This is a genomic window from Salinisphaera sp. SWV1, from assembly GCF_052044155.1.
GTDB lineage: Bacteria > Pseudomonadota > Gammaproteobacteria > Nevskiales > Salinisphaeraceae > Salinisphaera.
Genome location: NZ_JBQDYE010000043.1, coordinates 1 through 26,581, shown reverse-complemented (window position 1 = coordinate 26,581; position 26,581 = coordinate 1). Strand labels below are relative to the sequence as shown.

Here is a 26,581-nt window from a genome sequence, read left to right as displayed (position 1 = left end):
GATCGGGGAGGACGGACATGAAATGGATCAATGCACGGCGTCTGCGCGACGGTGCCCTCGGCGCCATTGTGCTGCTGGGGGTGGCCGCCTGTACCTGGCAGGGCATCAAGCCCGACAACGCGGGGCCGCGCCGGCTGTATATCAGCGGCAAATCGGCGCATGTTTCGGACCAGCAGATCGCCCGGATGGCCGCGCCTTACCTCAAGGCGTCGTTCTTCGATGTCGACACCGCAGCGCTCAAGGCGCGCATCGCGAGCCGGCCATGGCTGACCGATGTGCGCGTCTCACGCCATTGGCCCGATGGCGTGGTGGTGCATGTCGCCGATCACAGGGCGGTCGCGGCCTGGGGGGACAAGAGCGTACTGGCCGCCGACGGCCAAGTGTTCACGCCGGATACACGTCCGCCGGGGTTGATCCAGCTGAACGGGCCGGCGAAGGACAGCGCTAAAGTCTATGCACAATATCGCCATCTATCCGGTATCCTCGCCGGTCATGGTGTACATCTTGCGTCGCTTGAGTTGAAGGCGAGCGGTGACTGGCAGGCTCGACTCGACGATGGGCTCGAGCTTCGGCTGGGCCGCGATCAGCTGGCGGCGCGCATGCAGCGTTTCGTTCGCTTCGCGCTTGCGCGTCCGCAGGCGCGCCACGCGCTGGCCGGCGCCGGTTACGTCGATCTGCGTTACAGCGACGGTTTTGCCGTGGGCGGCAGTCGCCACGAGACCGCTTCGGCGAGTCATGAGGAGTCAGTCGGATGAGCAAACGGCCTGAACAGAATCTCATCGTCGGTCTGGATATCGGCACGTCCAAGGTCGCGTGCATCGTTGCCGAGTCCAACAACGGCGAAATCGAGATCATCGGCCTGGGCACCGCGCCGTCCAAGGGCATGAAGAAGGGGATGGTGGTCAATATCGAGTCGACCACGGACTCGATCCGGCGTGCCGTCGAGGAAGCCGAGCTGATGGCGGGCTGCCGTATCCAGTCGGTGCACTGCGGCATCTCGGGCGCGCATGTGCGCTCGCTGAACTCGCACGGCATTGTCGCGGTCCGCAACAAGGAAGTCACCGAGTCCGACATCGAGCGCGTGATCGATGCCGCCTGCGCGGTCGCCATTCCGGCCGATCAGAAGATTCTGCACGTACTGCCCCAGGAATTCGCGGTCGACGACAACGAAGGCATCCAGGAGCCGGTCGGCATGTCCGGGGTGCGGCTCGAGGCCAAGGTGCATATCGTCACCGGCGCGGTGACCTCGGCCCACAACATCCAGAAATGCGTGGCGCGCTGTGGTCTGGAGGTGTCCAAGCTGTCGCTGGAGCAACTGGCTTCGTCGTATGCGGTGCTCACCGACGACGAAAAGGATCTCGGCGTGGCGCTGGTGGATATCGGCGGCGGCACGTCCGATATCGCCGTTTTCGTCAACGGCTCGATCCGGCATACGGCGGTGATTCCGATTGCCGGCGACCAGGTCACCAACGATATCGCCGTGGCGTTACGCACGCCGACCCAGCATGCCGAGCAGATCAAGATCCGCTATGGCTGTGCGCTGCCGGAACTGATCACCGACGACGACGCCATCGAAGTGCCGAGTGTCGGCGAGCGCCCGCCACGGCGGCTGTCGCGCTACACCCTGGCCGAGGTGATCAAGCCGCGCTACGAAGAGTTGTTCATGCTGATTCACAAGGAGTTGGTACGGTCCGGCTTCGAGGATCTGCTGGCCGGCGGCGTCGTGATCACCGGCGGCTCCTCCAAGATGGAAGGGCTGACCGATCTGGCCGAAGAGGTCTTCCACATGTCAGTGCGCCTGGGCACGCCGCAGAAGGTGCGGGGCCTGTCCGACGTGGTGCGCAATCCGATCCATGCCACCGGCGTGGGTCTGCTGGAATTCGGTCATCGCACACAATCCAAGGGTGGCATGCATGTGCCGGCGCAGGACAACAGTTTTGCCCAGGTCTGGGAGCGCATGAAGGCCTGGTTCCAGGGCAATTTCTAGGACACGGTTTCCGGGGCTATCGTTCGGGGCGCGAGGGATGCAAACGGTTTTCCGCAAGGAAAAGCAGGGCAACGCAAGAGGTGCAACATGCCAGAAGTATTTGAGTTCGCGGATCAGGCCAATACACAAGCAGTCATCAAGGTTATCGGCGTCGGTGGCGGTGGTGGCAACACCGTCAACCAGATGGTCGCCGGCGGCATCAAGGGTGTCGATTTCATCTGTGCCAACACCGATGCACAGCATCTGGAACGCTGTGACGCCGATGTGCTCGTCCAGCTGGGCATGAACATCACCCGCGGGCTGGGCGCGGGCGCGGATCCGGCCGTCGGCCGTCAAGCCGCCGAAGAGGATCGCGATCGCATTCGCGAATCCATCGAGGGCGCCGACATGTTGTTCATCACCGCCGGCATGGGCGGCGGCACCGGCACGGGCGCCGCCCCGGTCGTGGCCGAGATCGCCCGCGAGATGGGGATTCTCACCCTGGCCGTGGTGACCAAGCCATTTCCGTTCGAACGCGGCAAGCGCATGGAAGTGGCGCAACGCGGTATCGACGAACTCGGCGGCTTCGTGGATTCGCTGATCGTGATTCCGAACGAAAAGCTACTGACCGCGCTCGGCAAGTCGATCACGCTGAAGAACGCCTTCCAGGCCGCCAACAACGTGTTGCACAACGCAGTGCAGGGCATCTCCGACCTGATCACGCGCCCGGGCATGCTCAACGTCGACTTCGCCGACGTGCGCAAGGTCATGAGCGTGCAGGGCATGGCGATGATGGGCCGGGCTTCGGCCAAGGGCGAGGATCGGGCCCGTGAAGCCGCCGAGGCCGCGCTCGCCAGCCCGCTGCTGGATGATCTGTCGCTGCATGGCGCCCAGGGGCTGCTGGTCAACGTCACCGGCGACGAGAATCTCGGCATTCACGAGTTTCAGATCGTCAACGAGGTCGTGGCCGAGATGGGTGGTGACAACGCCGAAGTCATCATCGGCATGGCCGAGGACCCGGAAGCCGGCGACGAAATTACGGTCACCGTGGTCGCCACCGGTCTGGGCCAGCAGCAGCTCGAACAGCGCGAAGCGCCCCAGGCGATCAAACGCGATGCGGCGGGGCAGATGCGTTACGAGGACCTGGATCGTCCGACCGTGATCAGGCAGTCGCCGCGCCAGGGCAACCGCGAAAGCACGGCGGTCGATATGGATTACTTTGACGTGCCGGCGTTCTTGCGCAACCAGGCCGACTGACGGACGGGCGCCGCACGACCGACATTGCGTTGCCGCGACGCCGCCGCCGATCTACAGGATCGGTCGGTGGCGGTGCGTCGCCGGGTGTTATATTGGCCGGCTTTGCGCGCGGTCTTGCGTTGAAACGGCGGAATTAAGTCGGAGTTAATACACCGATCATAAACTCCGGCGCAAGATAACAACTCATTGTGACGTAAAGGTTACGGTCGCCCCGGCGCGGCCCGACGAATGCCAGGGAAGACGCTCATGCTTCGACAGCGCACGCTCAGGAACCCGATCCGCGCCACCGGCGTTGGGCTGCATACGGGCCGCAAGGTCTATATGACGTTGCGCCCCGCCGAGGCGAATCAGGGCATCGTCTTCCGGCGCAGCGATCTAGATCCCGCCGTGGACGTGACGGCCAGCGCTTTTGCCGTGGGTGATACCACCCTGGCGACAACGCTCGTCAATGGCGACGGTGTGCGCATCAAGACGGTCGAGCATCTATTATCGGCCATGGCGGGCCTCGGTATCGATAATGCAATTGTCGAATTGTCGGCCGACGAACTGCCCATTATGGATGGCAGCGCTGGCCCTTTTGTGTTTTTGATCCAGTCGGCTGGTATTCAGGAGCTCGACGCAGCGAAGCGTTTCATCCGCGTCAAACGGCCAGTGGAAGTGACCGACGGCGACAAGTGGGCGCGGTTCGACCCCTTCGATGGCTTCAAGGTGAGCTTCGCCATCGACTTCGATCATCCGGCCTTCGCCGAGGAGACGCAGTCCGCGACCGTCGACTTCTCGACCACGTCCTTCGTTCGCGAGGTCAGTCGTGCGCGTACCTTCGGTTTCATGCGCGATATTGAATATCTGCGCTCGAACAATCTGGCGCGCGGCGGGTCGATGGATAATGCCGTCGTGCTCGACGACTATCGCGTGCTCAATGCGGACGGCCTGCGCTACGACAATGAATTCGTGCGGCACAAGATCCTGGATGCCATCGGTGATCTGTATCTGTTGGGCCGTGGTTTAATCGGCAGCTACTCCGGCTACAAGTCAGGCCATGGTCTGAACAACAAGCTGGTTCGTGCGCTGCTTGAGCAGGAACATGCCTGGGAGGTGATCACCTTCGAGGACAGCGCGGCCTTGCCGATCTCCTATATCAATGCGCGGCCGGCGACCGCGGCCGCCGCGGCGTAGCGGCCGCCCGGCGTCTGACTTGCTGTACCCATCGAGCCGGCCTTGCGCCGGCTTTTTTTTGGCCACGGCGCCGGGTTGGTCGGTGCGGCGCGATCGTTGCGCTTGCGGGAGACTCTAGGCCCGGCTGCCCGGGCGCGGCGGCGAGGGCGTTGTGCTCGCTTTACGCGAGAAAACGGCGACAGGCCGTGATGCGCAGCGGCCCAGTCGGCGTTAGCGCAAAACGCCGTCGCGATACAGCCGCCAGAGTATCGGCCAGGCATAGATGAGCGGGTGGCGCCGCAGCCGCGGGCTGACCTCGATCGCGACCCCGGTGTGTCGCTCCAGTTTCCAGGCGGCGTAGTCGATTGCGTTGTCGAAGGTGAAGCAGGCCTTGGCCAGCCGCAGGACCGAAACCGCGCGTCCCGCCGGCGCCCGCAGCCGCCAGGCGCGAAGGGCGTGCTGGCGCTGGGCGGCGCTTGGCCGCCAGGCAATACGACCGTCCGCGCATTGTTCGGTCTCGAACCCCAGATGGTCGCGTGCCATGAGCAGGCGGCGGGCGTATTCGGGACGATCGTGTTCGGCGATGCGCAAGCCGCGCTCGCCCCCCTCGGTGCGCAACTCGCCGCCGTAACTGAGCGCGAGTGCGGCGCCAAACGCTTGGGCGGGCAGCATGGGGGGTGTCAGTGCCGGCAGGCTCTGGTCGAGCAGGGTGATCACGGCCTGGCCGCAACAGGCGCGCACCGCCTGGCGGATGGCGTCATTGGCGGCGTACACGATGGCCACGGGTTGCGCGAACCGGCCCCACAGACTCGACAACCAGCCGCGGGCGACGCCGTCGCGCAAATCGTCGAGGGTGACCACCGCGTACTTGCAGCGCAGCGTCGCGGCTGCGGTCCCGCACTCCAGGTAATAGACATTCGGCGGCAGCATTCGGTTGGCCGCGGCAGCAGCACGACTGGCGTGTGCCGCGCGGTAGCGATCGACCACCACATAGAAATCGACCAGCCCCGCGGTCGGGTCGCCGCCGCGCAGGCAGGAGCCGTAATACACGATCGCGCGCACGGCTTGTCGATGGCGCCGTCGCACTGCCTCGATCAGCGGCCGGAGCGCGTCGGCCTGCCCGCTTTCGCAGGGGCCGGCTATGGCCTGGAGGGCGGCGGCATCGGCGAGCGGTTGATCCATGGCGCGGTCAAAGACTCAGAAAGGGGACATGGCCGGCCACGGACAAGCGGACCGGGCCGTCGTCGGGGCGACTGCGGTAAAATTCGCCATCGACGATGAATCCGTCGTCGAACGCCAGTCGGAGCTCGTGGCTGTTGTGGCTGACGTAGCCGGCGCCTTCCGCAGCCTTGAAGCCGCGCGACCAGCCACGCGCGACAAAAGGCAGGCGCAGCAGGAAACGCGAGGCATTCTGGCTGATCGTGGTCCAGGCGATCGGGGCCTGTTCGCGGCCCCAGAACGGGTGGAAACTCAAGACCAGCCGATCAAGGGTCGAGGCCACCATCAGCAAGGTGGGATCGTCCACCGTGCGGCCTGCGTCGTCGACCAGGCGAATCCGGGTCGGGGCGAAATGCCGGCGGTCCTGCAGAGCCACCGATTTGAGGAAACGCAGGAACGCCAGGCCCGGGCCGGCCTCGCCCCGAAGGCCTTTGCTATGCAGGTTCTGCTGGGTGTACTGAACGGCGTGGTGCACCGCGCCAACACCGAAAAACATCCCGCATACGGGGGGCTGGCTGTCCGAGGCCTGGATGCGCAGCACGGCGCGATCGGCGATCGTGGCCCGGCTTTGCCGGCCGCCCGAGGCCGCCCAGTCGAGCAGGGGCTGCCAGCCGCGGCGCCGCACATCGACGAAACCCACGTCGCGGGCGGTCATGTTGGTGCTGCCCGTGGGTACGAGGGCGAGTACCGGCAGCGTATCGAAAAGATCGTCGAGCAACACATGGCTGAGCACGCACTGCACGGTGCCGTCGCCGCCGGCCACGGCCAGTGTATCGACGCCGAGCGCGGCCAGCTCGGTAACCGCGCGCGCGATCTCGTCGGGTTGCTTGGCCTCGATGGCGGGGACATCGGTCGGCACCGGATGTCGCCCCCAGCGCCGCCGGTGGCGACCGCTCTGCGAGTTGTAGATGATGCCCAGTCGCCGCGGCGCATGCTGCGGATACGACGCGGACAGACCTTCGGTTTCGGCCATCGGCGGATCGACGTTCAGTAAAAACGCTTAGTCTATCTTAGTTGCCGGCGGGCGCTGGCCGCGGGCGCGGCCGAAGACTCAGTTGCCGGCGCGCAGAATCGCCTCGACCTGGCGCAGGTCGGCGACTGAATCAACGTCGACGGCGGCATTGGGCTCGTCCAGCAGTACCGGCCCGGCCTTCAGGCCGTGGCGTTTCGACAGCCTGTTGAAGGCGGCCTCGAGTGACAGTGCGCGCGCGGCATAGCGCGCCAGCGCGACCCAGCCGAGCATGCCGGCGACGATACGCGCGGGATGCTTGCGTTCGCTCTCGACCCGGCGCCAGCGTTCGACCAGGCGGCGCCCGGCCGGGCGGTATACGGCGAACAGGTTGCAGCCGCAGTAGGCATCCGGGCCCAGCCGGGTCGCGGTGCGCCGGCTGGCGGGATAGGCCGCCCGCACGCGCGCGTAGTCCACCAGGCCGACGCCGAGATCGAGATCGCGATCCGGTCGACACATGGCGGCGACCATGCCGGGAGTGAGTAACGCGTGGTCGGCCGTGGTGATGAGCACCGGGCGTCCGGCGGCAATGGTGTCGAGCGCGGCCATGGCGCTGGCCACGGGGGAGGGCCCGGGCGCGATCCAGCGCGCATCGGCCGCGGCGATCAGCGCGCGCAATGCGGGATTGGCATCGACGATGGCGGTATCCGGGCCGACCACGCGGCATTCGCTGATGTCGTCGCAGCGCGCCAGCGTATCGAGTACGCGGCCCAGCAATGGCCGGCCGGCCACGTCGGCCATTGCCTTGCACCCGGCCCCGGTGGCGCGGGCCACGGGATCGTCGGCGCCGCGGTCGCCAGCGAGGACGATGGCCACCCAGCCGCGGGCATCCGCGTCCGGCCCGGTCACAGTGCCTTCCGGTAGATCCGATAGGTCTTGTAGGCGCTGGCGCCCAGGCGCTCGATGATATCGCGCATGCCCTTGTTGTCCTCGAGAATCCACGACAGCTCACAACCGGTGGCGCCGTGCTTGCGCAGACTGGCCTGCATGGCGGCGATCACGCCGAAGGCCAGGGCGGCACCGAGCGGGCCGTCCTGGTAGGCCTGGCGCACGCCCATCAATGGCACCCGGGAGGTCTGCGGGAACCGCACCTTGAGCCGCCACAGCAGTTTCGCCACCGCGACCGGGGACAGGCGCCCGTCGAGATCGCGCGAGGCCTCGTTGAGGTTGGGCAGGCCGACGATGAAGGCGGCCGGCGTTCCGTTCACCTCGGCGATCTGCACCAGGTCGTCGGCGATCAGCAGTTTGAGCGTATTGCCCATGTCGCGGAATTCGGCCGCCGTGAACGGCACGAACCCCCAGTTGTTGGCCCAGGCGTCGTTGAAGATATCGCGCAGGGTGTCGAGCTCTTCGGTATAGCGCGAGCGGTCGATCGGCCGGATGCGCATGCGGGACTGGTAGCGCGCGAGCAGCCGCTGCATCGCCTTCGGGTGCTCGAAGGCCAGGTCGACCCAGTAGGCGAGCGTGTCCACGGCCTTGCTGTACCCCTCGGCTTCCACGTGGGGCGCGTAGTAGTCGCGACCGTGTCCCATCATCATCATGGGGGGCGTGTCGAAGCCGTCCACGAGCAGGCCGCATTCATCGTTGATGGTCAGATTGAAAGGGCCGTGTACGGCTTCCATGCCACGCTCGGCCAGCCATGCTTCGGCGGTCGCGAGCAGACCGGCGAACACCCGGGGGTCGTCGATCGCCTCCAGCATGCCGAAGTAGCCGACCCGGTCGCCGTGTTCGCGTTCGCGCAACGGATCGATCTGGGCGGTGATGCGGCCGACCGGCCGCCCGTCGATCCACGCCAGCCAGGCCTGCCAGTCCAGGTGCTCGAACGCAGGGTTGTGCTTCGCCGACAGATGCATGCGCCGTTCGATATGCAGTGGCGCGCGCCATTCCCTGCGATCGGCATAGATGGCGTGCGGCAGGCGTATGAAGCGCTTGAGATCGCGGGTCGACGCGATCGGCGTGATGGTGACGGCGGAGGGTTGTTCGCTAACTGCCATGAGTGGGTCCCGGTCGGTCTCGCGCGGGCAATATACGTCAGGATTATGTCCGGCGACCAATGCACGCCCGGTCGCGGCGCGCCGGCCGTGCCGCATTAATGCCGCGGCACTTCTATATTAACGAAAAATTCATGTCAGCTCTGGCAGCATCCGCGCGCAGTCGAGCGGCGTAAACCCCGTTGTCGGTGACCCGGCAGCCCGCGGTGCCCTCGCATCCACCCGCTCACAAGCTCGTCGGCGCTACGTGCCTAGTGCAAAAGCCGCCGATTTGCAGTAAAATTTGAGGATTGATGGCACGTGCAACAATGGTCGATCGGGGGCCGGGCCGTTCAGGCTGCGTGCCGGTGCGGTTCTCGACAATAAATGCGTCGGTTGGAGTGTCTGTCAGCCAGTCTGGCGGCCAGTCGAATTTTGTCGGCGGGCAGTCGGTGGCGGCCATGATGCCGACGTGGGCCGTCCCGTCCCACGCTTGCGATATGACAACGCCACTTACGTTTGGGGTTGCCCCACGTTCGTTCAGAAAACAGGTAAATCGATGATCAAGCCAACGCCCACGGAACAGTGGCTATCGATGCGTCGGGGCGATTTCGCCTCGCTTGGAGACGCGCTCGACTATGCGGGCGAAGGCGAGACGGGTTTCAATTTCTACACCGGTCGCGGTGAATTGTCCGACGTGCTCAGCTATGCCGATCTGCGCCGCCGTGCGCGCGACACGGCGCAGCGACTGATGTCGCTCAATCTGGGCGAGGGCGCGCGTGTCGCGCTCGTTGCGGATACGGTGCCCGGTTTCATGGTGTGTTTCTTCGCTTGCCAGTACGCCGGCTATGTGCCCGTGCCGCTGCCGGTGATCGTGGGCCTGGGCAGTCGAGATGCCTACATCCGCCAGCTGCGTTCTCTGCTTCTGGGGTGTCATGCCGACGTGGCCCTGGCGCCCGAGGCGTTCATGAGTTTTCTCGAGTCCGCTGCCGATGGTATGACGTTGTCGTATCTCGGCAGTTACGACTCCCTGGATACGCTGTCGCCGGCCCAGGCTGAATGGCCGGCACCGGACGCCACGCGGACGGCCTACCTGCAATACACCTCGGGCAGCACGCAGTTTCCGCGCGGGGTGGTGATCTCCCAGGCCCAGGTCATGCAGAATCTGTCCAGTATCCTGGAGCTGGGCGTGCAGATGCGCGCCGACGATCGGCTGGTGTCGTGGCTGCCGTTGTACCACGACATGGGGCTGGTCGGTTTCATGCTGGCCGCGCTGACCTCGCAGCGCTCGGTCGATTATCTGGCGACGCGCGACTTCGCGATGCGTCCGCGTCAGTGGTTGTCGCTGATCAGCCGCAATCGCGGCACGATTTCGTTCAGCCCGTCGTTCGGCTATGAGCTGTGCTCGCGTCGCATCCGGCACAATGCCGACGATTTCGACTTGTCGAGCTGGCGGATTGCCGGTGCCGGCGCGGAAACGATCCGGCCGGACTCGCTGGATCGCTTCGCCGATACGCTGGCACCCGCCAAGTTCGATCGTCGCGCGTTCGTGGCGTGCTATGGCATGGCCGAGTGCTCGCTGGCGATCAGTTTTGCGCCGCTGGACCGGGGATTGGCGGTTGATCATGTCGACGCCGAGGCGTTGGCTGAGTCCGGAGTCGCCGTGCCGGCCTCGTCGGCAAGCGATCAGCGGGCGGCGCGTTTTGTCGAATGCGGCGAAATCCTGCCTGAATACGACTTCGAGATTCGTGGCGACGCCGGTGAGGCGCTCGGTGAGCGCCAGGTCGGCACCGTGCATGTGCGCGGCCCGAGCGTCATGTCCGGCTACTTCGAGCAGCCCGAGGAAAGCGCGCGCGTGCTCTCGGACGACGGCTGGCTCAATACCGGCGACCTGGGTTATCGCATCGGCCGCCGCATCGTGATTACCGGTCGTGCCAAGGATCTGATCATCGTCAATGGCCGCAACATCTGGCCGCAGGATCTCGAGTGGCTGGCCGAATCCCAGCCCGAGCTGCGCCCGGGCGATGCACTGGCCTTCGCGGCGCCGTCCGAGTCCGGCAGCGATGGCGCGGTGCTGGTCATCCAGTGCCGGGTGCGCGATCCGGCGGACCGTGAGGCCTTGATCAAACGGCTGGAAGGACTGATGCGTCGCGAGTGCGGCGTCGAGTGCCTGGTCGAGGCGGTCGAGCCGCATACCCTGCCGCGAACGTCGTCGGGCAAGCTTTCGCGTGCCGGCGCGCGTCGTGACTACATCGAGCGGCTGGCTGAGCGACTCCGGCGTCGACAGGCGGTTTCGCCCGCCGAGGCGGCGGTGGTCGAAAGCGATCGACAGGCCGGCTAGACCCCCGTGGCGGTTGTAGCAGTCACCGGGGCCACCGGCTTTATCGGTCGCGCCACGGTCGGCGCGTTACGCGCCGCCGGGCATCGGGTCCAGGCGCTGGCGCGCTCGCCGGAGGCCGCCGGCGCGATCCGTGCCATGGGCGCGATCCCGGTGCGCGGCGATCTGTGCAGTCCGGGGCGGTTGGCCGAGTTGGTATACCGCGTCGATGCGCTGGTGCATTGCGCCGGCCAGGTTCGCGGCGTGTCGCATCGGGATTTCGCCGAGGTCAATGTGACCGGTAGTGCCCGCCTGTTTGCGGCCGCGCACCGGGCCGGCTGCCCTGTGCTCGCCTTGTCGTCCCTTGCCGCGCGCGAGCCCGCGCTGTCGCACTACGCGCTGAGCAAGCGCACCATGGAGTGCCTGCTGGCCGAATCCGATGCGCCGGCGCCGGCCTTCGTGCTGCGCCCGCCGGCGGTCTATGGGCCGGGCGATCGTGAGCTGGCCCCGTTGTTCGAGGCCATGGGGCGGGGCTTCGCGCCGATTCCCGGTAATCCGCACGCCCGGGTTTCGCTGATCCACGTGCATGATCTCGCCGCCGCGATCGTGGCCTGGGTCGATGGCGGCGCGCGCGCGAGCGGGATTTTCGAGATTCACGACGGCCACGCCGGCGGCTACAGCTGGGACGAGATCGTGGCCATCGCGGGGCGGCTGCGCGGCGCGCCGATCCGCCGCATGGTATTGCCGCTGAGCGCGCTGCGGGCGACGGCGGCGCTCAACAGTGGTTGGGCGCGCCTTGCGGGGCAGGCGCCCATGTTCACGCCGGGCAAGCTGCGCGAGCTGCGTCATGCCGACTGGGTGGCCGACAATGCCTCGCTGGCCGGCGTCATCGACTGGCAACCGCAACTGGATCTGCCGGCGGGCCTGGCCGCAACCTGCGACTGGGCCGGCGCTTCGCCCGACAACGGATCAAACGATGAGCAACCGCTACGACGAAATCTACGCCCATCTGAACGAATTGCTCGTGCCTTTCGTGCCTGCGGGTACGACGATCGAGCCCCAGACCCGGCTGGTGGACGACCTGGGGCTGGACTCGGTCCAGGTGATGGAAGTCCTGATGGAGCTCGAGGATCGGCTGGACGCCTCGATTCCGATGAACTTCCTGCCGGACGTCGAGACGATGGACGACCTGGTGAAAGCGATGAACGACAGTCTGGCGGCCTGAGTCTGTTCGACAAGTTCGAGCCGATCGCCCGCGTGCGTCGCGACATCGAGGCCTCGGGCATCGATCCCCTGGGTGTGCCGATCGAGCGCGTCATTTCGGCCAGCGAGGGCGTGATCGGCGGGCGTCGCATGATTCTCGCCGGCACCAACAATTATCTCGGCCTGACCTTCGACGACAACTGCGTCGAGGCGGCGGTCGCTGCCGTGCGGTCCCAGGGTACCGGCACCACCGGCTCGCGCATGGCCAATGGTTCCTATGACGGCCATGTTGCGCTTGAAGCGGAGCTCGCCGCGTTCTACGGCATGGGCCACGCGGTCGTGTTCTCCACCGGTTATCAGGCCAATCTCGGCATGCTGGCGGCCGTGGCTGGCCCGCGCGATACCGTGATGCTCGATGCCGATTGCCACGCCAGCATCTACGACGGACTCAAGCTCGGCGGCGCCCGAACGCTGTTGTTCAAGCACAACGACCCGGCCGATCTCGACAAACGGCTGGGGCGGCTCGGCGATGCGGCGGCGCATACGCTGGTGGTGGTCGAGGGCATTTACAGCATGCTCGGCGACGTTGCCCCGCTGGCCGAAATCGTCGCGGTGGTCAAAAGGCATGGCGCGGCCATCCTGGTCGACGAGGCCCATTCCATGGGCATCGTGGGCAAGCGCGGGCGCGGCGTGGTGGAGGCCGCCGGTGTGATGGATCAAGTGGATTTCGTGGTCGGCACCTTCAGCAAGAGCCTGGGCGCGGCCGGCGGGTTCTGTGTGAGCCCGCACCCGGAACTCGACATGATTCGTTATGCCAGCCGCCCGTATATCTTTACGGCGTCCCCGGTGCCGTCGGTAATCGCCTCGGTGCGCGCGGCGCTCACGCGCCTGCGCGACGACAACAATCTGCGCGACCGCATCTGGGACAACGCCAATCGCCTGCATCGCGGTTTGTCACGCGCCGGCTTCACGCTCGCGGCACCGCCGGGCCCGGTGGTGGCGGCGGTATTCGAGTCGCGCGCGACCGCGCTCGGCTTCTGGCAGGGTCTGCTGGATCGCGGCGTTTACGTGAACCTGATGCTGCCGCCGGCCACCCCGGCCGGAAAATGCCTGATTCGGGCGAGCCTCAGTGCGGCACACAGCCGTGGGCAGATCGATCATATCGTGGCGGCGTTCAAGGATATCGGCGCGCCGCTGGCCAAGGCGGTGTAAGCGTCCGTGGGCCGCCCCTTCCCGCCGTTTTTCCACGCCGATAGCGGGCGCCGTAGCCCATGAGCCGGCCACGTCCGGCGAGTCCGGAGGTGACGCTGATAACGGGCGCCTCGCAGGGGATTGGCTACGCCCTGGCCCTGGAGTTGGCGAGGCGTGGCGATACGGTCGCCGTTCTCGCGCGTCGCCGGGCCGAACTGGATGAACTGGTCGGACGCATCACCGCCGAGGGCGGGCGTGCACTGGCGGTGACCGCCGACGTGACCGACCGGGCGGCACTGGCCGCGGCGGCGGATCGGGTACGGGCCGAGTTCGGCCCGATCACGCGTCTGGTTGCCAATGCCGGCGGCGGGTCCTCGACCCAGGTGAGGCACTACGACGCGCAGGCCGTGGAAGATACGGTCCGGCTCAATTTGATGGGCACGGCCAACGCGGTCGGCGTGGTGCTCGACGATATGCTCACCGCCGGGCGCGGGCATCTGGTGGCCATGGGCAGCCTGGCGGCGATGCGCGGATTGCCGACCGCGGCCGCGTACTCGGCGGCCAAGGCGGGCGTGGCGAACTTCATGGAAAGCCTCGCCATTGATCTGCGTCATAGCGGCATCGACGTAACACTGTTAGAACCGGGGTTCGTGGCCAAGCCAGATTCGAAAAAGCGTCGAATGCGCATGCCGTTGTCCATCGCCAGCGCCCGGATGGCAACGGCCATCGTCGCCCGTCGGCGCTACTGGCGCGGCCCGACTGGCCTGGTATTTGCGGCCAATATACTGCGATTGCTACCTTTTTCCGTCTACAGTCGAGTGCTGGCCGGGCGAGGTCGGAGCGCCGATTCTTGAACACGCATTTCGACTACAACAGCGAGGCAACCTATGAGTGCTGATTCGTCCGGTATCGCCGGATTTCGACGCAAGGCCGTCAAGCGTTTCGGCAAGAAGCTGTTCCGCGGCACGCTGATGGATTTTCTTTCCGCCCAGTCCAAAATCCCGGACGAGCCGGTGCTCGACAACGCCTTGTTCCCCTGGGCCGAGGGCGTACGCCTGCAGTGGACGGCCATGCGTGACGAACTGGATCAACTGCTGGAGCGGCGCAACGCGCTGCCCAGCTTCCAGGAAATCAGCCCGGATCAGTCGCGCATCTCCACCGACGATCAGTGGAAGACATTCTGGCTGCATGGGTTCGGTGAGCGCATGGAGTTCGGCCGCAAGCTGTGTCCCGCCACATCGGCCGCACTCGATCAGATTCCCGGTCTGTCGAATGCCTTCTTCTCGATCCTCGGGCCCGGCAAGCATATTCCGCGTCATCGTGGCGTGACCAAGGGGCTGGTCCGCTGCCATATCGGGCTGCGGGTGCCCGATTCGCCCGAGCCATGTCTGATTCAGGTTGAGGACGTAGACTGCCACTGGAAGGAAGGCGGTATGTTCTTTTTCGATGACACCTATCGGCATGAAGTCTGGAACAAGACGGACGGCGAGCGCGCTGTCCTGTTGTTCGATATCGAGCGGCCCATGGGGCTGCCGGGCCGGGCCGTGTCGCGGGCCATGATCGCGGCGCTCAAGCGCACCGCGTATTTTCGTGATGCCATGGCCAACCAGCGGGCATGGGAAGCGCGCTACCGGGCGGCCACAGGCTAGATCGATGGGGAGCACACGTCGATCCGGACGCTAAAGGCAATCGATCGATGAGGGGATGATTCATGGCGCGATTCTATTTTTCGGGCCGGCGTAGTCACGAAGTCGGCACATGGCGACGGCGCTTGATGTGGTGGAGCGAGGCGGCGTTGCTGAAAAGCCTCATCGGCCTGTTGCGCGTACTGCCGTTGAAAGCGGCGTTTGCGTTCGGCGCAGTGCTCGGGGAAGGCTTCGGGCGTCTGTCGCCGCGGGTCGAGAAGGTGCGCCGCAACCTGCGCGTGGTGTTCCCGGAGGCCGGCGGCGAAGAGCTGGATCGGGTCACCCGTGCGTCGTTTGCCAATGTCGGCGTGGCCATGGCCGAGCTGGCCAATCTCGACCGGTTGTGGCGCGATCGCGATGAGCGGATCGAGTTCAATGTGCTGCCCGGCGCCCACGTGCCGCGCCGCGACCGGCCGAGCGTGTTCGTGACGGCGCATTTCGGCCCGTGGCAGCTGACGCCGCTGATCGGGCGTTATTACGACGTCCCGCTCCCGGTGATCTATGCCCCGGAACAGAACCCCTATGTCGATCGCACACTGAATCGCCTGCGCGCGGCCTTTGCCAATCCGCTGGTCTCGCGTGATGGCGGGATGCGCATGTTCATGCGCTCGTTGTCGCGGGGGGAGTCGATCGGCATGACCGTCGACACCCGCCTGGACAGCGGTGAAGAGGTGTCGTTCTTCGGGCAACCGGCGATGACCAACACCGCGCCGGCACGACTGGCGTTGCGCTTTGATTGCGATTTGGTGCCGATACTGGCCGAACGCCTGCCCGGCGGGCGGTTTCGTGTGAACATTCACCCCCCGATCATGCCGAGCCAGCCCGAGGCCAGCCGCGACGACAAGGCGCTGGACATGAGTCGCCAGATCAACGCGCTGTTCGAAAGCAAGATCGCGCGGCAGCCGGACCAGTGGCTCTGTCTCAGGCGGCGCTGGCCGGAGACGGTCGAGCAGCAGCACGCTTAGGCCACGGCCGGATCGGCCGGGCCGTGACAGATACGACAATCGGGTATTGCAGAGGTAGAGCGCGTGGCGATTCGAACCAAACGGGTGGTTGAAACGTTCCTGGCGGGAGATCTGCGGCACGCAGAATCCGTTCAGACCCGCCCTTTATGTCTGAAGCTGCCGCCCAAGCCGGGCGTCACACCCAGCGATAAACCGGCCGTGCGCATTTTTCTTGGCACCGAGGCCGTCCAGTTTCGTGCCGAGCGCGCCTTCGTGTGGTCGGTCGAGCGGGTCCGTGATCCGTCGCGGACCTACGAAATCCATCTGATGAAGGATTTCGCCGGGTTCGAGCGACGGCTCTGGCTGACGGGCTTCACCAACTATCGCTTCATGATCCCGGAGCTGGCCGGCGGTCGTGGGCGCGCGATCTATAACGACGCCGATCAGATCTATCTGCGTGACCCGGCCGACTTGTTCGATCTGGACATGGAGCAGGCGGGCGTGCTGTCGATCAACGACCGCGATACGTCGGTCATGTTGATCGACTGCGCGAAGATGATCGATCTGTGGAATGGCAGCACCGCCCGCAAGATCGGCAATCGCGAGCTGGAAAAACGCATGCGCGAGGCCGGCTTGTGGGGCGATCTGGATAACAGCTGGAATGCGCGCGACGCCGAGTACGTGCCCGGTGAGTCCGGGCTGGTGCACTACACCACCATCCATAGCCAGCCCTGGCGCCCGACGCCGCAGGACTTCGTCTATCGCGCGAACCCGGCCGGCGAGATCTGGTCGAGCATCGAGCGTGAAGCCGATGCCGCCGGTTTCCAGGTGTTCGGCCCGCGTCATCCCACGCCGGATTTCGCCGCGCGGGCGTCGCAGCGGCGCTTCGAGAGTCCCTCCGCGGCGCGCCTGGCCGATTTCAAACGCCTGATCGAGGATGCCGAGGCGGGCTCGATGGCGTACTACGGATACGATCGCCCCGAAACCCTGACCACACTTGGCGATATACCTGCCCGCATGGCGCGGCCGGAAAGCCTGGCCGACGGCGCGGCGCGTGAGCCGGTCGATGTCGTGGCCGCCGATGGGCTTGCGCAGCTCCCGGATCCGGACGTGGCGTGGGTGCTGGATTCGTTGTTCGCGCAGGCGCGTCGTGCGGTGATTGTTGCCGTGGCCCTGGATGATAGCGCGCAGCGCGCCACCCCGGCTGATCCGCTCTGGTGGTATCAGCAGCTCGAGGCGGCCGGCCGGCGTGCCCCGACCCGGCATTGGCGCCTGGTCGTACGCAAGCCGCGCCTCGCGCGTGCGCCGAAGGTGTGGCGCTGGTCCGGCGGGGCGCTGCTGTCGACCACGCCACGGGTATGGGCGCTGCTGCACTACAAGACAGGGCATCGCAGTCAGACACTGGGCCTGGCCGAAGCGCTGGGCTGGCGCGTCGAGCGCAAGGAAATCGTGCGGACGCCGCTGCGTCACGGCCTGGCGATGGCGCGCGACGCGGTTGGTCTGGGTGGCCCGGGGTGGCCGGGCGACCTGAAGGCCCCGTGGCCGGACGTGATCGTGGCATCGGGTTGGTTGCCGGCGGTGGCAGCCCGCGCCGTGCGCAAGCGCAGTCGGGCTGCCTCGCGGCTGGTTCTCATGGGCCGCCGCGGCGGCCGTGTCGGCGAAACCCAGGATATCGCGGTGGTCTGCCGTCATTTCCGCGTGCCGCCCAGTCCGCGTCAAATTGAAACGATCCTGCCGCCGAACAAGGTGGCCGCGAACCAACTCGCGCCGGCGCGCGAGCGCTGGCCCGACCTGTTTCCCGCCGATCGTACGCCCCGGGTGGTCTGGCTGGTCGGCGGCGATAACGCGCAGCATGCGCTGGATGCCACCACGGCGGGCGCACTCGCCGCACGGATTCAGTCGCAGACGGCCGCGGCCGGCGGGGCGTTGGCGGTGCTGACCAGTCGTCGCACCCGGGGCGAAGCGGCCGAGGCGATACGCGCCCGGCTGGACGAGACGGCGCAGTTTCTGCCCTGGCAGCCCGCGGGCGAGGATGAGAATCCCTATATCGGGTATCTGGCCGCGGCCGATATCCTGGTTGTGACCGGCGAGTCGGAATCGATGATTGCCGAGGCCGTGGCCACCGGCAAACCGGTCTATATCGCACCACTGCCCGATGCCCGGTCGAATCTACGGCGGCGTGTGGCGGACTGGGTTGTGCGCCAGGCCGAGCGCGATCGGTTCAATGCGCGCGGTTCGCGCCGGCCCCAGGAAGGGTTGCAGTACGCCTGCGCGCGTCTTGTCGATCGGCGCGTGTTTCTGCCGCGGCGTGATATGGCGGCCTTGCACGAATCGTTGGTGGCCCATGGCGTGGCGCGCATGCTTGATCAAGCGCTGGAGTGCTGGCGTCCGTCGGCCTGGCACGAGACCCAATGGCTCGCCCAGCGTATTCGCGCCATGTTGCGACTTCCGGATGCTGCCGGCCAAGCGGTCGATGTCGAGGCCGAGCCGATTGCGGCCGTCCATGCCAGCTAGCGGGCACGCCACCGAGCTGCCACGGGTCTGGGTGCTGCTCGGCGAGGGCGCCGGCGGGAACGCCCAGATGATCGCGCTGGCCGAGGCGCTCGGCTGGCCCTACGAGACACGCCAGTTGTCGTGGAACCGGCTCAATCATTTGCCCAACCCGATCATCGGCGCCCGGGCCTGTACGCTTGATCGGGCCGCCGATACGCTGGCCGCACCATGGCCGGATCTGGTCATCGCGGCTTCGCGCCGCTCGGCGCCGATCGCGCGCTGGATCAAGAAACAATCGGGCGGGCGGACGAAACTCGTGCATCTGCTGCATACGCAGATGCCATTGCATCATTTCGACCTGGTGGTCACGCTGGCCCAGTTCCGTGTGCCGGATGCGCCCAACGTGCAGCGCAACACGCTGCCGCTCAACGTGGTGGCACCCGAGCGTCAGGCCGAGGCTGCCGATCGCTGGCAGGGCCGGCTGGCCGCGTTGCCGCGCCCTTGGATCGCGGTGCTGGTCGGCGGCAACAGCTCAAGCTACAGGCTGGATGCCGCCACCGCGGCGCGCCTTGGCCGGCAAGCCGATGCCGCGGCGCGCGAGGCGGGGGGCAGTCTGCTGGTCACGACCAGCCGGCGAACCCCGGCCGCGGCGGCCGAGGCCCTGGTGGCGGCGATTGACGTGCCGGCCGAAATCTATCGCTGGCAATCGCGCGATGCCGATAATCCATACGGCGCGTTCCTCGCGCTGGCGGATCGCTTCATCGTCACCGGCGACAGCGCCTCGCTGCCGGCCGAGGCCGCGGCCACCGGCCGGCCCGTGCGTTTGTTCGAATGGCCTGCGAAAAAACAAGTCAGGCGTGGATCCGGCACGCTCGCACGCTGGCATCAACGGCTGGTGTATTGGGGCTGGGTGAAGCCTCGCCGCGATTTCGGCGCCTTTCATGCGACGCTGAGGGAGGCCGGTCTGGTCGATAACCCGACCCCGGCCGCCGTGCCGGACGACATGGCGGCTACCGTGGCTCGCATCCGGGCGCTGTTCGCGAATTGAACGCATCTGGACGTGGCCTTATTCTTTCTTCCCCCTGACGCGAATTGGCGTGTAAGTGATGCAATATCTCGACTTCGAACGACTGTCCCGGATCGAAACCAGCGAGTTCCGGAACGCGTATCCCTATCCCTGGCTCAATCCGGCGGCACTGTTGACCGACGCGGCCTACGACAAGCTGTACGAGACCCTGCCGACGGTCGACCAGATGGTTCCCAGCTTCGGCGTGAAACGCTCGCACGGGCAGAAGCCCCATGATCGCTACGCGCTGGAATACGACGAAAGCCTGAATATCGACCCGGCCTGGCATCAGTTCGTCGCGGAACTGAAGAGCGAGGCATATCATGCGTTTATCAAGCGCATGTTCGGTCGCGGCCGTTTCAAGCTCAATTTCCACTGGCACTATGCCCCGACGGGCAGTTCCGTGTCGCCGCATTGCGATGCCACGCGCAAGCTGGGCTCGCATATTTTCTATTTCAGCCCGCCGAGTGTCTGGAAACCGGAATGGGGCGGCGATACCGTCATTCTCGATGACCACGGGCGCTTCAGCCGCAAGTCGGCGCCGGATTTTTCGGATTTCGACCAGGCGTTCGCCGGCGAGAGCATCGGCAACTACAGCCTGCTGTTCCAGCGCCAGGAACGCTCCTGGCACGGGGTGCGCGAGATCACTTGCCCCGAGGGCATGTATCGCAAGGTATTCATCGTGGTGATCAATGATCGTCTGCGCGCCGGCATCCGGCGGCTGAAGGGGCGCCTGGCCGGGGAAGCGCGTCGGGATGTCTGAGCCGGTACAACGCGGTGACGGCACCGGCGCGGCAGCGCCGCCGCCCGATCCGCAGCGCTCCACCGTCGTCGTGGTACTGGGCGCCGGTCGGAGCGGGACCAGCGCGATCACGCGCGGCCTGGCCGCGCTCGGCGTCGATCTCGGCGATAAGCTGCGCGCGGGCAGCGGCAAGAATCCGACTGGTTTTTTCGAAGACCTGGACTGTCTGGCGATTGCCAAGAAGCTCAAGCAGCGGCTCGGTATTCGCGGCCACAGCCTGCGCCTCATCGATGAGGCCGAATGGCACGAGCCCGGGCTGCAATCGCTCGTCGCCGAGGCGGCCGGACTGTGGCGGCCGCGCTTCGGCGCCACGCCGCTCTGGGGCTATAAATACGCGCGAACCCTGCGCACGCTGCCCTTCTGGGCGCAGGTGCACGACGCACTCGATCTGGACGTGCGCTATCTCGTCGCGCTGCGCAACCCGCTGTCGGTGGCGCGGTCGCGCGCCCGGATCAACCCGCAGCGCGGTCGCCAGGTCTGGTCCGACCTGGAGTGGCTGGTCAACGTCGTTCCGTATTTCGCGACCGTCATGGAGCGGCCGTGCGCGGTGGTTGACTTCGACCGGATGATGGCCGCGCCGCAGGCCCAGCTCGCCCGGGTTGCCCGCGATCTGGGATTGCCGACGGGCGCGGCCGAGCGTGCCGGCGTGGAAGAGTACGCCACCCGGTTTCTGCAGCAGGACAAGCCCAGCACGCGTTTCACGCGCGACGACCTGTGGGCCGACCCGCAAGTCAACCGCTGGACCGCCGAGGGCTACACCTTGCTGAACAAGGTGGCGAACGACGAACTGCGCCTCGACGATGCCGAGTTCGTCGATCGATGGTCGCAGGTGCGTGCCGCGGTGGCCGACCTGGGCCCGCTGTTGTCCGAATTCGATTACCTGCGTGGCCAACTCGTGCGCGCGGGTTGGAATCCGGCGAGCCCGGTTCAGCAGGCACGACAGGTCTGGCGGGATCTGCGGAGTCGTTAGGTGCCCGGTTCCGCCAGCAAGTCGTTGGGCGGAAAAGGAGTGGCGCCGGATTACCATGCCGCTCGCGCGTGAAAAGCGAACGGATTTCGTCCATTCAACGCCTCGCGTTTTGCCTGGAACCGTAAGCAGTCGGGCGCGACGACGGCGGGCGAGACCGTCCGCGGTCGGCCGTGCCCCGCTGGCGCCCCGTGTTTCGCTTGCCGCCGGATTTTTCGTTGATCAGCTCCGGGCGCGTTCAACATGGACGGCAGCTGGCTTACTTTTTGGCCCCAGACGCCATGCGTATTGCCATTGCTGGGTTTCCGGCGAACGAAGTCTCCTGTAGTCGATATGCCGGCGCTCCGAGGCGCTGGCGTTTTCGGCATTGCCGCGGCGGTTCAATGCAGGCCATGTCTTCCGGGTTAAACTATGCGGTAATTGCAAGGAACAAGTGACGGATACTGTGATAGAGCAATTTGTATGTATAATACAGATATTATGTTGGTAGGCTTAACCTTGTGCGAATAATCAAAGACCTTTTCAAACGCTACCCGGGACAGTGCCTGATCGTTTGGGTCTGTCTGGTGGTGTCGAGCATTGCTGAAGGTCTGAGCCTGTCGACCCTGCTGCCGGTGCTGACGATTGCCACCGGCAACTCGTCGCACATGGTGAACGGCAAGACTCAGGATTTTCTCAGCCAGGGACTCCACTGGCTGTCCATCAACCCTACCGTTGCGGCCATGATCGCCATCGTGCTGGTGGGTCTGTTGTTCAAGGCCGCCCTCACCCTCCTGGCCTATCGGCAGGTCGGCTATACCGTGGCTGCGATCGCTACCGAGGGGCGGTTGAAGTTTCTGCGCGCGCTATCGTCCTCGCGCTGGGAATACTTTCTCAGCCAGCGTACCGGTCGACTGTCGAACACGATTTCGACCGAGGCCTCGAACAGTGCCGACGCCTTTCAGAGCATGGCCAATCTGGTCTCACTCGCCTCGCAATCGGCCGTGTTCCTGTTGGTTGCGCTGCTGATCAACTGGAAGGTTGCTGTGCTGGCCATGCTCATTGGCGCGGCTATCTTCGGTCTGCTCAAGATCATGGTTTCCATATCGCGCGATGCCGGCGCGCGCCAGACGAATTCGTTCCAGCAACTGATGGCATTGTTGACCGATTCTCTGGCCTCGCTCAAGCCGTTGAAGTCGATGGCGAGAGAAGGCCAGATCGATCGCATGCTGGAGCGCCAGACGCGTGATCTGAACAGCGCCCTGCGGACACGGGTCATGGCCCAGGAGGCGCTCAAGGCACTTCAGGAATTGCTGATCGGGGCGGTCCTGGTCACCGGCGTCGGGGCCTCGCTGCTGATCTGGAAGTTGCAGCTGTCCGAGATCATGGTGCTCACCATTGTGCTCGCGCGCATGCTGACGCGTTTGAGCAAGGTGCAGCAGGAATACCAGAAGATGGCATCGCGTGAGGCGTTTTACTGGGCCATGTACGAGCAGATCGAAAATGCCCAGGCGGCCCGGGAGATGCCGTTCGGCAGCCGTCAGCCGAGCCTGGAGCAGGGCATCACGCTGGAGGACGTGGGTTTCGGCTACCAGGGCAAGCAGGTTCTCAGCGAGATCAATCTGCAGATCCCGGCCGGCGAGTTCACCACCCTGATCGGATTTTCCGGTGCCGGCAAGACCACGCTGGTCGATTTGATCATCGGGCTGTTGCGTTCCGGCGAGGGCCGGATTCTGATCGATGGGGTGCCGATCGACGAGATCGACATCCAGGCCTGGCGTTCGATGATCGGGTATGTGCCGCAGGACACGATTCTGTTGCACGATACGATTTACAGCAATGTGGTGGTCGGCGACGAGAGCCTGTCCGAGGAGGCCGCCATCGAAGCACTCAAGCGCGCCGGTGCCTGGCGCTTCATCAGCGCTCTGGCCGACGGTATTCACACCAATGTCGGCGAGCACGGCGGGCGGTTGTCGGGCGGTCAGCGTCAACGCGTGGTCATTGCCCGTGCGCTGGTGCATCAGCCCCGCCTGCTCATACTCGACGAGGCAACCAGCGCGCTCGATCCGGAAACCGAGGCGGCGGTGAGCGCCACGCTGGCGGATTTGGGCAAGGATTACACGGTCCTGGCGGTGTCCCACCGCACGGCATTGACCGAACGTTCGAACCGGGTGTACCGCCTGGATCAGGGGACGGCGCGTCTGGATACGGTGCCGGCTCGCGCCAGCGCCTGACAGCGCGCGGGCGGTTTCAGCCCGGCGGCTCGCTGCGCCCGGCCGCCGCCAGTCGCCGCAAGGCCTCGGCCAGCGCGTCGTCGTCGATATAGGCCGCGGTCTGTTTCAGGTGTCTCTGCGTTTCGGTCGACAGATAACGCGCGCGCTGTACGGGCCGGAAGGGCCCGAGATTGACCGGACGCACCTTGATGCGGATTCCGTTCACCTGCAGTTGCATGCGCTGAGCGAGCGCGCGTGTGAGCTGTTGTTCCATGTAGCGAAGACGCGTCGCCCAGGCGGCGCTGGCGACATGTAGCCGCAGGTGATGGCTCTCGTAGGCCGCTACTTGTATGTGCGGCGCGGCCGCTTCGGGCAGGATCTCGAGCAGCGCGGCGCGAATGCGCGCCAGAAAACGTGCCCGCCCGAGAATATCGGCCACGTCCGGGGCGGCGATGTGCAGCAGGGACTGGATTGATTGCGGAGCCGACCCCATGTCCTGATGTTGTAATGAGCGCTGAGCGCCAATCGTAGCAGTTCGGATCGGCCGAGGCGGGCGGCGTGGCGTCGTTCCGCGGGGCACGACCGTGCGGCGAGTGCCGCGGGTGTCTTAAAGCGATGCACCGGCTGCGTTATCATCCGTCTTTTGCCGACAATCCGTCGGCCGCCGGCCGGGCCAGACCACGAGGGTTCATGAGCAATTTTCTGACCAAACTGATCGGCAGTCGCAACCAGCGCGTCGTCAAGCGCATGCGCAAGGTCGTCGACGCCATCAATGCCCGTGAGGCCGACTTCGAGGGCGTGTCGGACGAGCAGCTGGCGGCCAAGACCGAGGCGTTCCGCCAACGGCTGGCAGACGGCGCGAGCCTTGACGACCTGCTGGAGGACGCGTTCGCCGTGGTGCGCGAGGCCGCCAAGCGTGTGCTTGGCATGCGTCATTTCGACGTGCAGTTGGTCGGCGGTCAAGTATTGCACCAGGGCAAGATCGCCGAGATGAAGACCGGCGAGGGCAAGACGCTGGTCGCCACGCTGACCACTTACCTGAACGCGCTCGAGGGCAAGGGCGTGCACATCATCACGGTCAACGACTATCTGGCCTCGCGCGACGCGGAGTGGATGGGCCGGCTGTATCGCTTCCTCGGCTTGAGCGTCGGCGTGATCTATTCGGGCCAGGACACCGAATCCAAGCGGGACGCCTACGCCTGCGACATCACCTACGGCACGAATAACGAATTCGGCTTCGATTACCTGCGCGACAACATGGCCTTCACGCCGGAGGACCGGGTTCAGCGCAAGCTCAATTACTGCATCATCGACGAGGTCGACTCGATCCTGATCGACGAAGCGCGCACGCCGTTGATCATTTCCGGCCCGACCGACGACGACCCGGAAACTTCCCAGCGCGTCGACAAACTGGTCAAGCATCTGACCGAGCAGGAAGAAGAGGATGGCCCCGGCGACTATGCCAAGGAAGAGAAGAACAAGCAGGTTCATCTCACCGAGGAGGGCCACCAGAAGGTCGAGAACCTGATGCGCGAAGCCGGCCTGCTGGCCGAGGACGAGTCGCTCTACGACGCCAACAACGTCGCCCTGATGCATCACATGAATGCGGCCCTTCGGGCGCACGCGCTGTATACCAAGAACATCGAATACATCGTCGCCGACGATGAAGTGGTCATCGTCGATGAGTTTACCGGGCGGACCATGCCCGGCCGGCGCTGGTCGGACGGCCTGCACCAGGCGATCGAGGCCAAGGAAGGTGTGCCGATCCAGAAGGAGAACCAGACCCTCGCCTCGATCACCTTCCAGAATTTCTTCCGGTTGTACGACAAGCTCGCCGGCATGACCGGCACGGCCGACACCGAGGCGTTCGAATTCCAGTCGATCTACGATCTGGAAGTGGTGGTCATTCCGACCAACCGCCCGCTGCAGCGCAAGGATCGCCCGGACCAGATCTACATGACCGGGCGCGAGAAGTTCGAAGCGATCGCCGACGAGGCCCAGCGTGCCAGCCAGGGCGGCCAGCCGGTATTGATGGGCACGGCCTCGATCGATGCCTCGGAAGTGCTCTCGCAATTGCTCAGGCAGCGCGGCATTCGGCACGAGGTATTGAACGCCAAACAGCACGAGCGCGAGGCCGAGATCATCGCCCAGGCCGGGCGCCCGGGCGCGGTGACCATCGCCACCAACATGGCCGGCCGGGGTACCGATATCGTGCTCGGCGGCAATATCGAGGAAGCCATCGAAGCCCTCGATGAAGACGACGAGGCCGGCCGCCAGCGTCTGCGCGACGAATGGCAGAAAACGCACGACGCGGTGATCGAGGCGGGCGGCCTGTACGTCATCGGCTCCGAGCGGCACGAATCGCGGCGCGTCGACAACCAGCTGCGCGGCCGCTCCGGCCGTCAGGGCGATCCGGGTGCGTCGCGCTTCTATCTGTCGCTGGAAGACAGCCTGATGCGCATCTTCACGCCGCCGCGGCTGCGCTCCATGCTGCAGAACCTCGGGCTCGAAGAGGGCGAGGCGATCGAGCACAAGTGGGTGACGCGGGCGATCGAGAACGCACAGCAGAAAGTCGAGCGTCATCACTTCGATATCCGCAAGCAGCTGCTGGAATACGACAACGTGGCCAACGACCAGCGCCAGGTCGTCTACGAGCAGCGCAACGAGATCATGGACGCCGAGGACATCTCGGACCTGGTCGAGAATATCTGGGCGGATGTGGTCGACGAGGCGATCTCGGAATACATTCCACCGGCCAGCCTCGAGGAGCAATGGGACATCGAGGGTCTCGAACACGCCGTGACGCGTGATTTCGGCGCGGAACTGCCGATCCAGAAATGGCTCGACGAGGACGATCATCTCGACGAGGAAGGCCTGCGTGAGCGCGTCAGCGAGCGCCTCAAGGTGGCCTACGAAGAAAAGCGCGAGGCCGCGGGCGCGGAGAACATGGCCCAGATCGAAAAGGCTGTGGTGCTCCAGGTGCTCGATTCGCTCTGGCGCGAACATCTGGCCGCGATGGACTACCTGCGCAAGGGCATCCATCTGCGCGGTTATGCCCAGAAGGACCCGAAGAACGAGTACAAGCGCGAAGCGTTCGAGATGTTCAACAACATGCTCACGCGCTTGAAGCACGAGGTCGTGACGGT

22 protein-coding genes and 1 pseudogene are annotated in these 26,581 nt (G+C 65.6%); 17 read left to right on the top strand and 6 right to left on the bottom strand.

From position 1 onward, the window contains the following. Positions 1 to 17: 17 nt before the first annotated feature. The 4 genes from ACS8YF_RS16815 to lpxC all read left to right on the top strand — a co-directional run bounded on the left by ACS8YF_RS16815 (position 18) and on the right by lpxC (position 4,399). On the top strand, positions 18 to 755 hold the full coding sequence (locus tag ACS8YF_RS16815) for a cell division protein FtsQ/DivIB (protein ID WP_440851293.1): 738 nt from the start codon (positions 18 to 20) through the stop codon (positions 753 to 755). Further along, positions 752 to 1,987, top strand: coding sequence for a cell division protein FtsA (gene ftsA, locus ACS8YF_RS16810; protein ID WP_440851292.1), 1,236 nt, complete (start codon positions 752 to 754; stop codon positions 1,985 to 1,987). The genes ACS8YF_RS16815 and ftsA overlap by 4 nt, the downstream gene beginning before the upstream one ends. Positions 1,988 to 2,074: 87 nt before the next feature. Beyond that, entirely contained in the window at positions 2,075 to 3,223 is a 1,149-nt protein-coding gene (gene ftsZ, locus ACS8YF_RS16805) for a cell division protein FtsZ (protein ID WP_440851291.1), read from the top strand. Between the two features lie 246 nt (positions 3,224 to 3,469). Beyond that, positions 3,470 to 4,399: a UDP-3-O-acyl-N-acetylglucosamine deacetylase gene (gene lpxC, locus ACS8YF_RS16800; protein WP_440851290.1), complete on the top strand. Its 930-nt coding sequence runs from the start codon at positions 3,470 to 3,472 to the stop codon at positions 4,397 to 4,399. Positions 4,400 to 4,609: 210 nt separating this feature from the next. Here lpxC and ACS8YF_RS16795 read toward each other — a convergent pair whose 3' ends face one another. From ACS8YF_RS16795 to ACS8YF_RS16775, 5 genes are all read right to left on the bottom strand, one after another. Then, the gene (locus ACS8YF_RS16795; RefSeq protein ID WP_440851289.1) at positions 4,610 to 5,560 is read right to left on the bottom strand and encodes a hypothetical protein; all 951 of its coding nucleotides are present in this window, start codon (positions 5,558 to 5,560) and stop codon (positions 4,610 to 4,612) included. Between the two features lie 7 nt (positions 5,561 to 5,567). Further along, positions 5,568 to 6,569 carry a diacylglycerol kinase family protein gene (locus ACS8YF_RS16790; RefSeq protein WP_440851288.1) on the bottom strand — a complete coding sequence of 334 codons (1,002 nt, stop codon included), beginning with the start codon at positions 6,567 to 6,569 and terminating at the stop codon, positions 5,568 to 5,570. Between the two features lie 78 nt (positions 6,570 to 6,647). Next, complete coding sequence (locus tag ACS8YF_RS16785; RefSeq protein ID WP_440851287.1) at positions 6,648 to 7,454, bottom strand: nucleotidyltransferase family protein; 807 nt, start codon at positions 7,452 to 7,454, stop codon at positions 6,648 to 6,650. Next, on the bottom strand, positions 7,451 to 8,599 hold the full coding sequence (locus ACS8YF_RS16780) for an N-acetyltransferase (RefSeq protein WP_440851286.1): 1,149 nt from the start codon (positions 8,597 to 8,599) through the stop codon (positions 7,451 to 7,453). Before ACS8YF_RS16780 ends, ACS8YF_RS16785 begins: the two co-directional genes overlap by 4 nt. Positions 8,600 to 8,822: 223 nt before the next feature. Continuing rightward, entirely contained in the window at positions 8,823 to 9,038 is a 216-nt protein-coding gene (locus ACS8YF_RS16775; protein WP_440851285.1) for a hypothetical protein, read from the bottom strand. 96 nt (positions 9,039 to 9,134) lie between these two features. Between ACS8YF_RS16775 and ACS8YF_RS16770 the strand changes: the two genes are divergently transcribed. The 12 genes and pseudogenes from ACS8YF_RS16770 to ACS8YF_RS16715 all read left to right on the top strand — a co-directional run bounded on the left by ACS8YF_RS16770 (position 9,135) and on the right by ACS8YF_RS16715 (position 23,456). After that, on the top strand, positions 9,135 to 10,916 hold the full coding sequence (locus ACS8YF_RS16770) for a fatty acyl-AMP ligase (RefSeq protein WP_440851284.1): 1,782 nt from the start codon (positions 9,135 to 9,137) through the stop codon (positions 10,914 to 10,916). 6 nt (positions 10,917 to 10,922) lie between these two features. Then, a pseudogene (locus tag ACS8YF_RS16765) lies at positions 10,923 to 11,642 on the top strand (NAD-dependent epimerase/dehydratase family protein); the annotation flags it as partial. Between the two features lie 97 nt (positions 11,643 to 11,739). Continuing rightward, positions 11,740 to 12,117: an acyl carrier protein gene (locus ACS8YF_RS16760; protein WP_440851301.1), complete on the top strand. Its 378-nt coding sequence runs from the start codon at positions 11,740 to 11,742 to the stop codon at positions 12,115 to 12,117. Continuing rightward, complete coding sequence (gene spt, locus ACS8YF_RS16755) at positions 12,114 to 13,307, top strand: serine palmitoyltransferase (protein WP_440851300.1); 1,194 nt, start codon at positions 12,114 to 12,116, stop codon at positions 13,305 to 13,307. The genes ACS8YF_RS16760 and spt overlap by 4 nt, the downstream gene beginning before the upstream one ends. A 59-nt stretch (positions 13,308 to 13,366) precedes the next feature. Then, on the top strand, positions 13,367 to 14,140 hold the full coding sequence (locus ACS8YF_RS16750; RefSeq protein ID WP_440851283.1) for an SDR family NAD(P)-dependent oxidoreductase: 774 nt from the start codon (positions 13,367 to 13,369) through the stop codon (positions 14,138 to 14,140). A gap of 33 nt (positions 14,141 to 14,173) precedes the next feature. Beyond that, entirely contained in the window at positions 14,174 to 14,935 is a 762-nt protein-coding gene (locus tag ACS8YF_RS16745; protein WP_440851282.1) for an aspartyl/asparaginyl beta-hydroxylase domain-containing protein, read from the top strand. 62 nt (positions 14,936 to 14,997) lie between these two features. Then, the gene (locus tag ACS8YF_RS16740) at positions 14,998 to 15,936 is read left to right on the top strand and encodes a lysophospholipid acyltransferase family protein (protein WP_440851281.1); all 939 of its coding nucleotides are present in this window, start codon (positions 14,998 to 15,000) and stop codon (positions 15,934 to 15,936) included. A gap of 198 nt (positions 15,937 to 16,134) precedes the next feature. Further along, positions 16,135 to 18,429, top strand: coding sequence for an ELM1/GtrOC1 family putative glycosyltransferase (locus ACS8YF_RS16735; protein WP_440851280.1), 2,295 nt, complete (start codon positions 16,135 to 16,137; stop codon positions 18,427 to 18,429). Further along, a complete protein-coding gene (locus ACS8YF_RS16730) occupies positions 18,419 to 19,456 on the top strand; it encodes a mitochondrial fission ELM1 family protein (RefSeq protein ID WP_440851279.1) in 1,038 nt (345 codons plus the stop codon). Before ACS8YF_RS16735 ends, ACS8YF_RS16730 begins: the two co-directional genes overlap by 11 nt. Positions 19,457 to 19,514: 58 nt before the next feature. Beyond that, entirely contained in the window at positions 19,515 to 20,237 is a 723-nt protein-coding gene (locus ACS8YF_RS16725; RefSeq protein ID WP_440851278.1) for a hypothetical protein, read from the top strand. After that, positions 20,230 to 21,246 (top strand): sulfotransferase family protein, encoded by a 1,017-nt coding sequence (locus ACS8YF_RS16720; protein WP_440851277.1) that lies wholly within the window; start codon positions 20,230 to 20,232, stop codon positions 21,244 to 21,246. Before ACS8YF_RS16725 ends, ACS8YF_RS16720 begins: the two co-directional genes overlap by 8 nt. A 497-nt stretch (positions 21,247 to 21,743) precedes the next feature. Then, the gene (locus tag ACS8YF_RS16715) at positions 21,744 to 23,456 is read left to right on the top strand and encodes an ABC transporter ATP-binding protein (RefSeq protein ID WP_440851276.1); all 1,713 of its coding nucleotides are present in this window, start codon (positions 21,744 to 21,746) and stop codon (positions 23,454 to 23,456) included. A 16-nt stretch (positions 23,457 to 23,472) separates the two neighbouring features. Here the strand turns inward: ACS8YF_RS16715 and ACS8YF_RS16710 are convergent, their stop codons facing one another. Then, the gene (locus tag ACS8YF_RS16710) at positions 23,473 to 23,928 is read right to left on the bottom strand and encodes a DUF721 domain-containing protein (protein ID WP_440851275.1); all 456 of its coding nucleotides are present in this window, start codon (positions 23,926 to 23,928) and stop codon (positions 23,473 to 23,475) included. A 197-nt stretch (positions 23,929 to 24,125) separates the two neighbouring features. On the opposite strand from ACS8YF_RS16710, the gene secA reads away from it, so the two are divergent. Next, the coding region (gene secA / locus ACS8YF_RS16705; protein WP_440851274.1) for a preprotein translocase subunit SecA at positions 24,126 to 26,581 on the top strand (2,456 nt) is incomplete at its 3' end.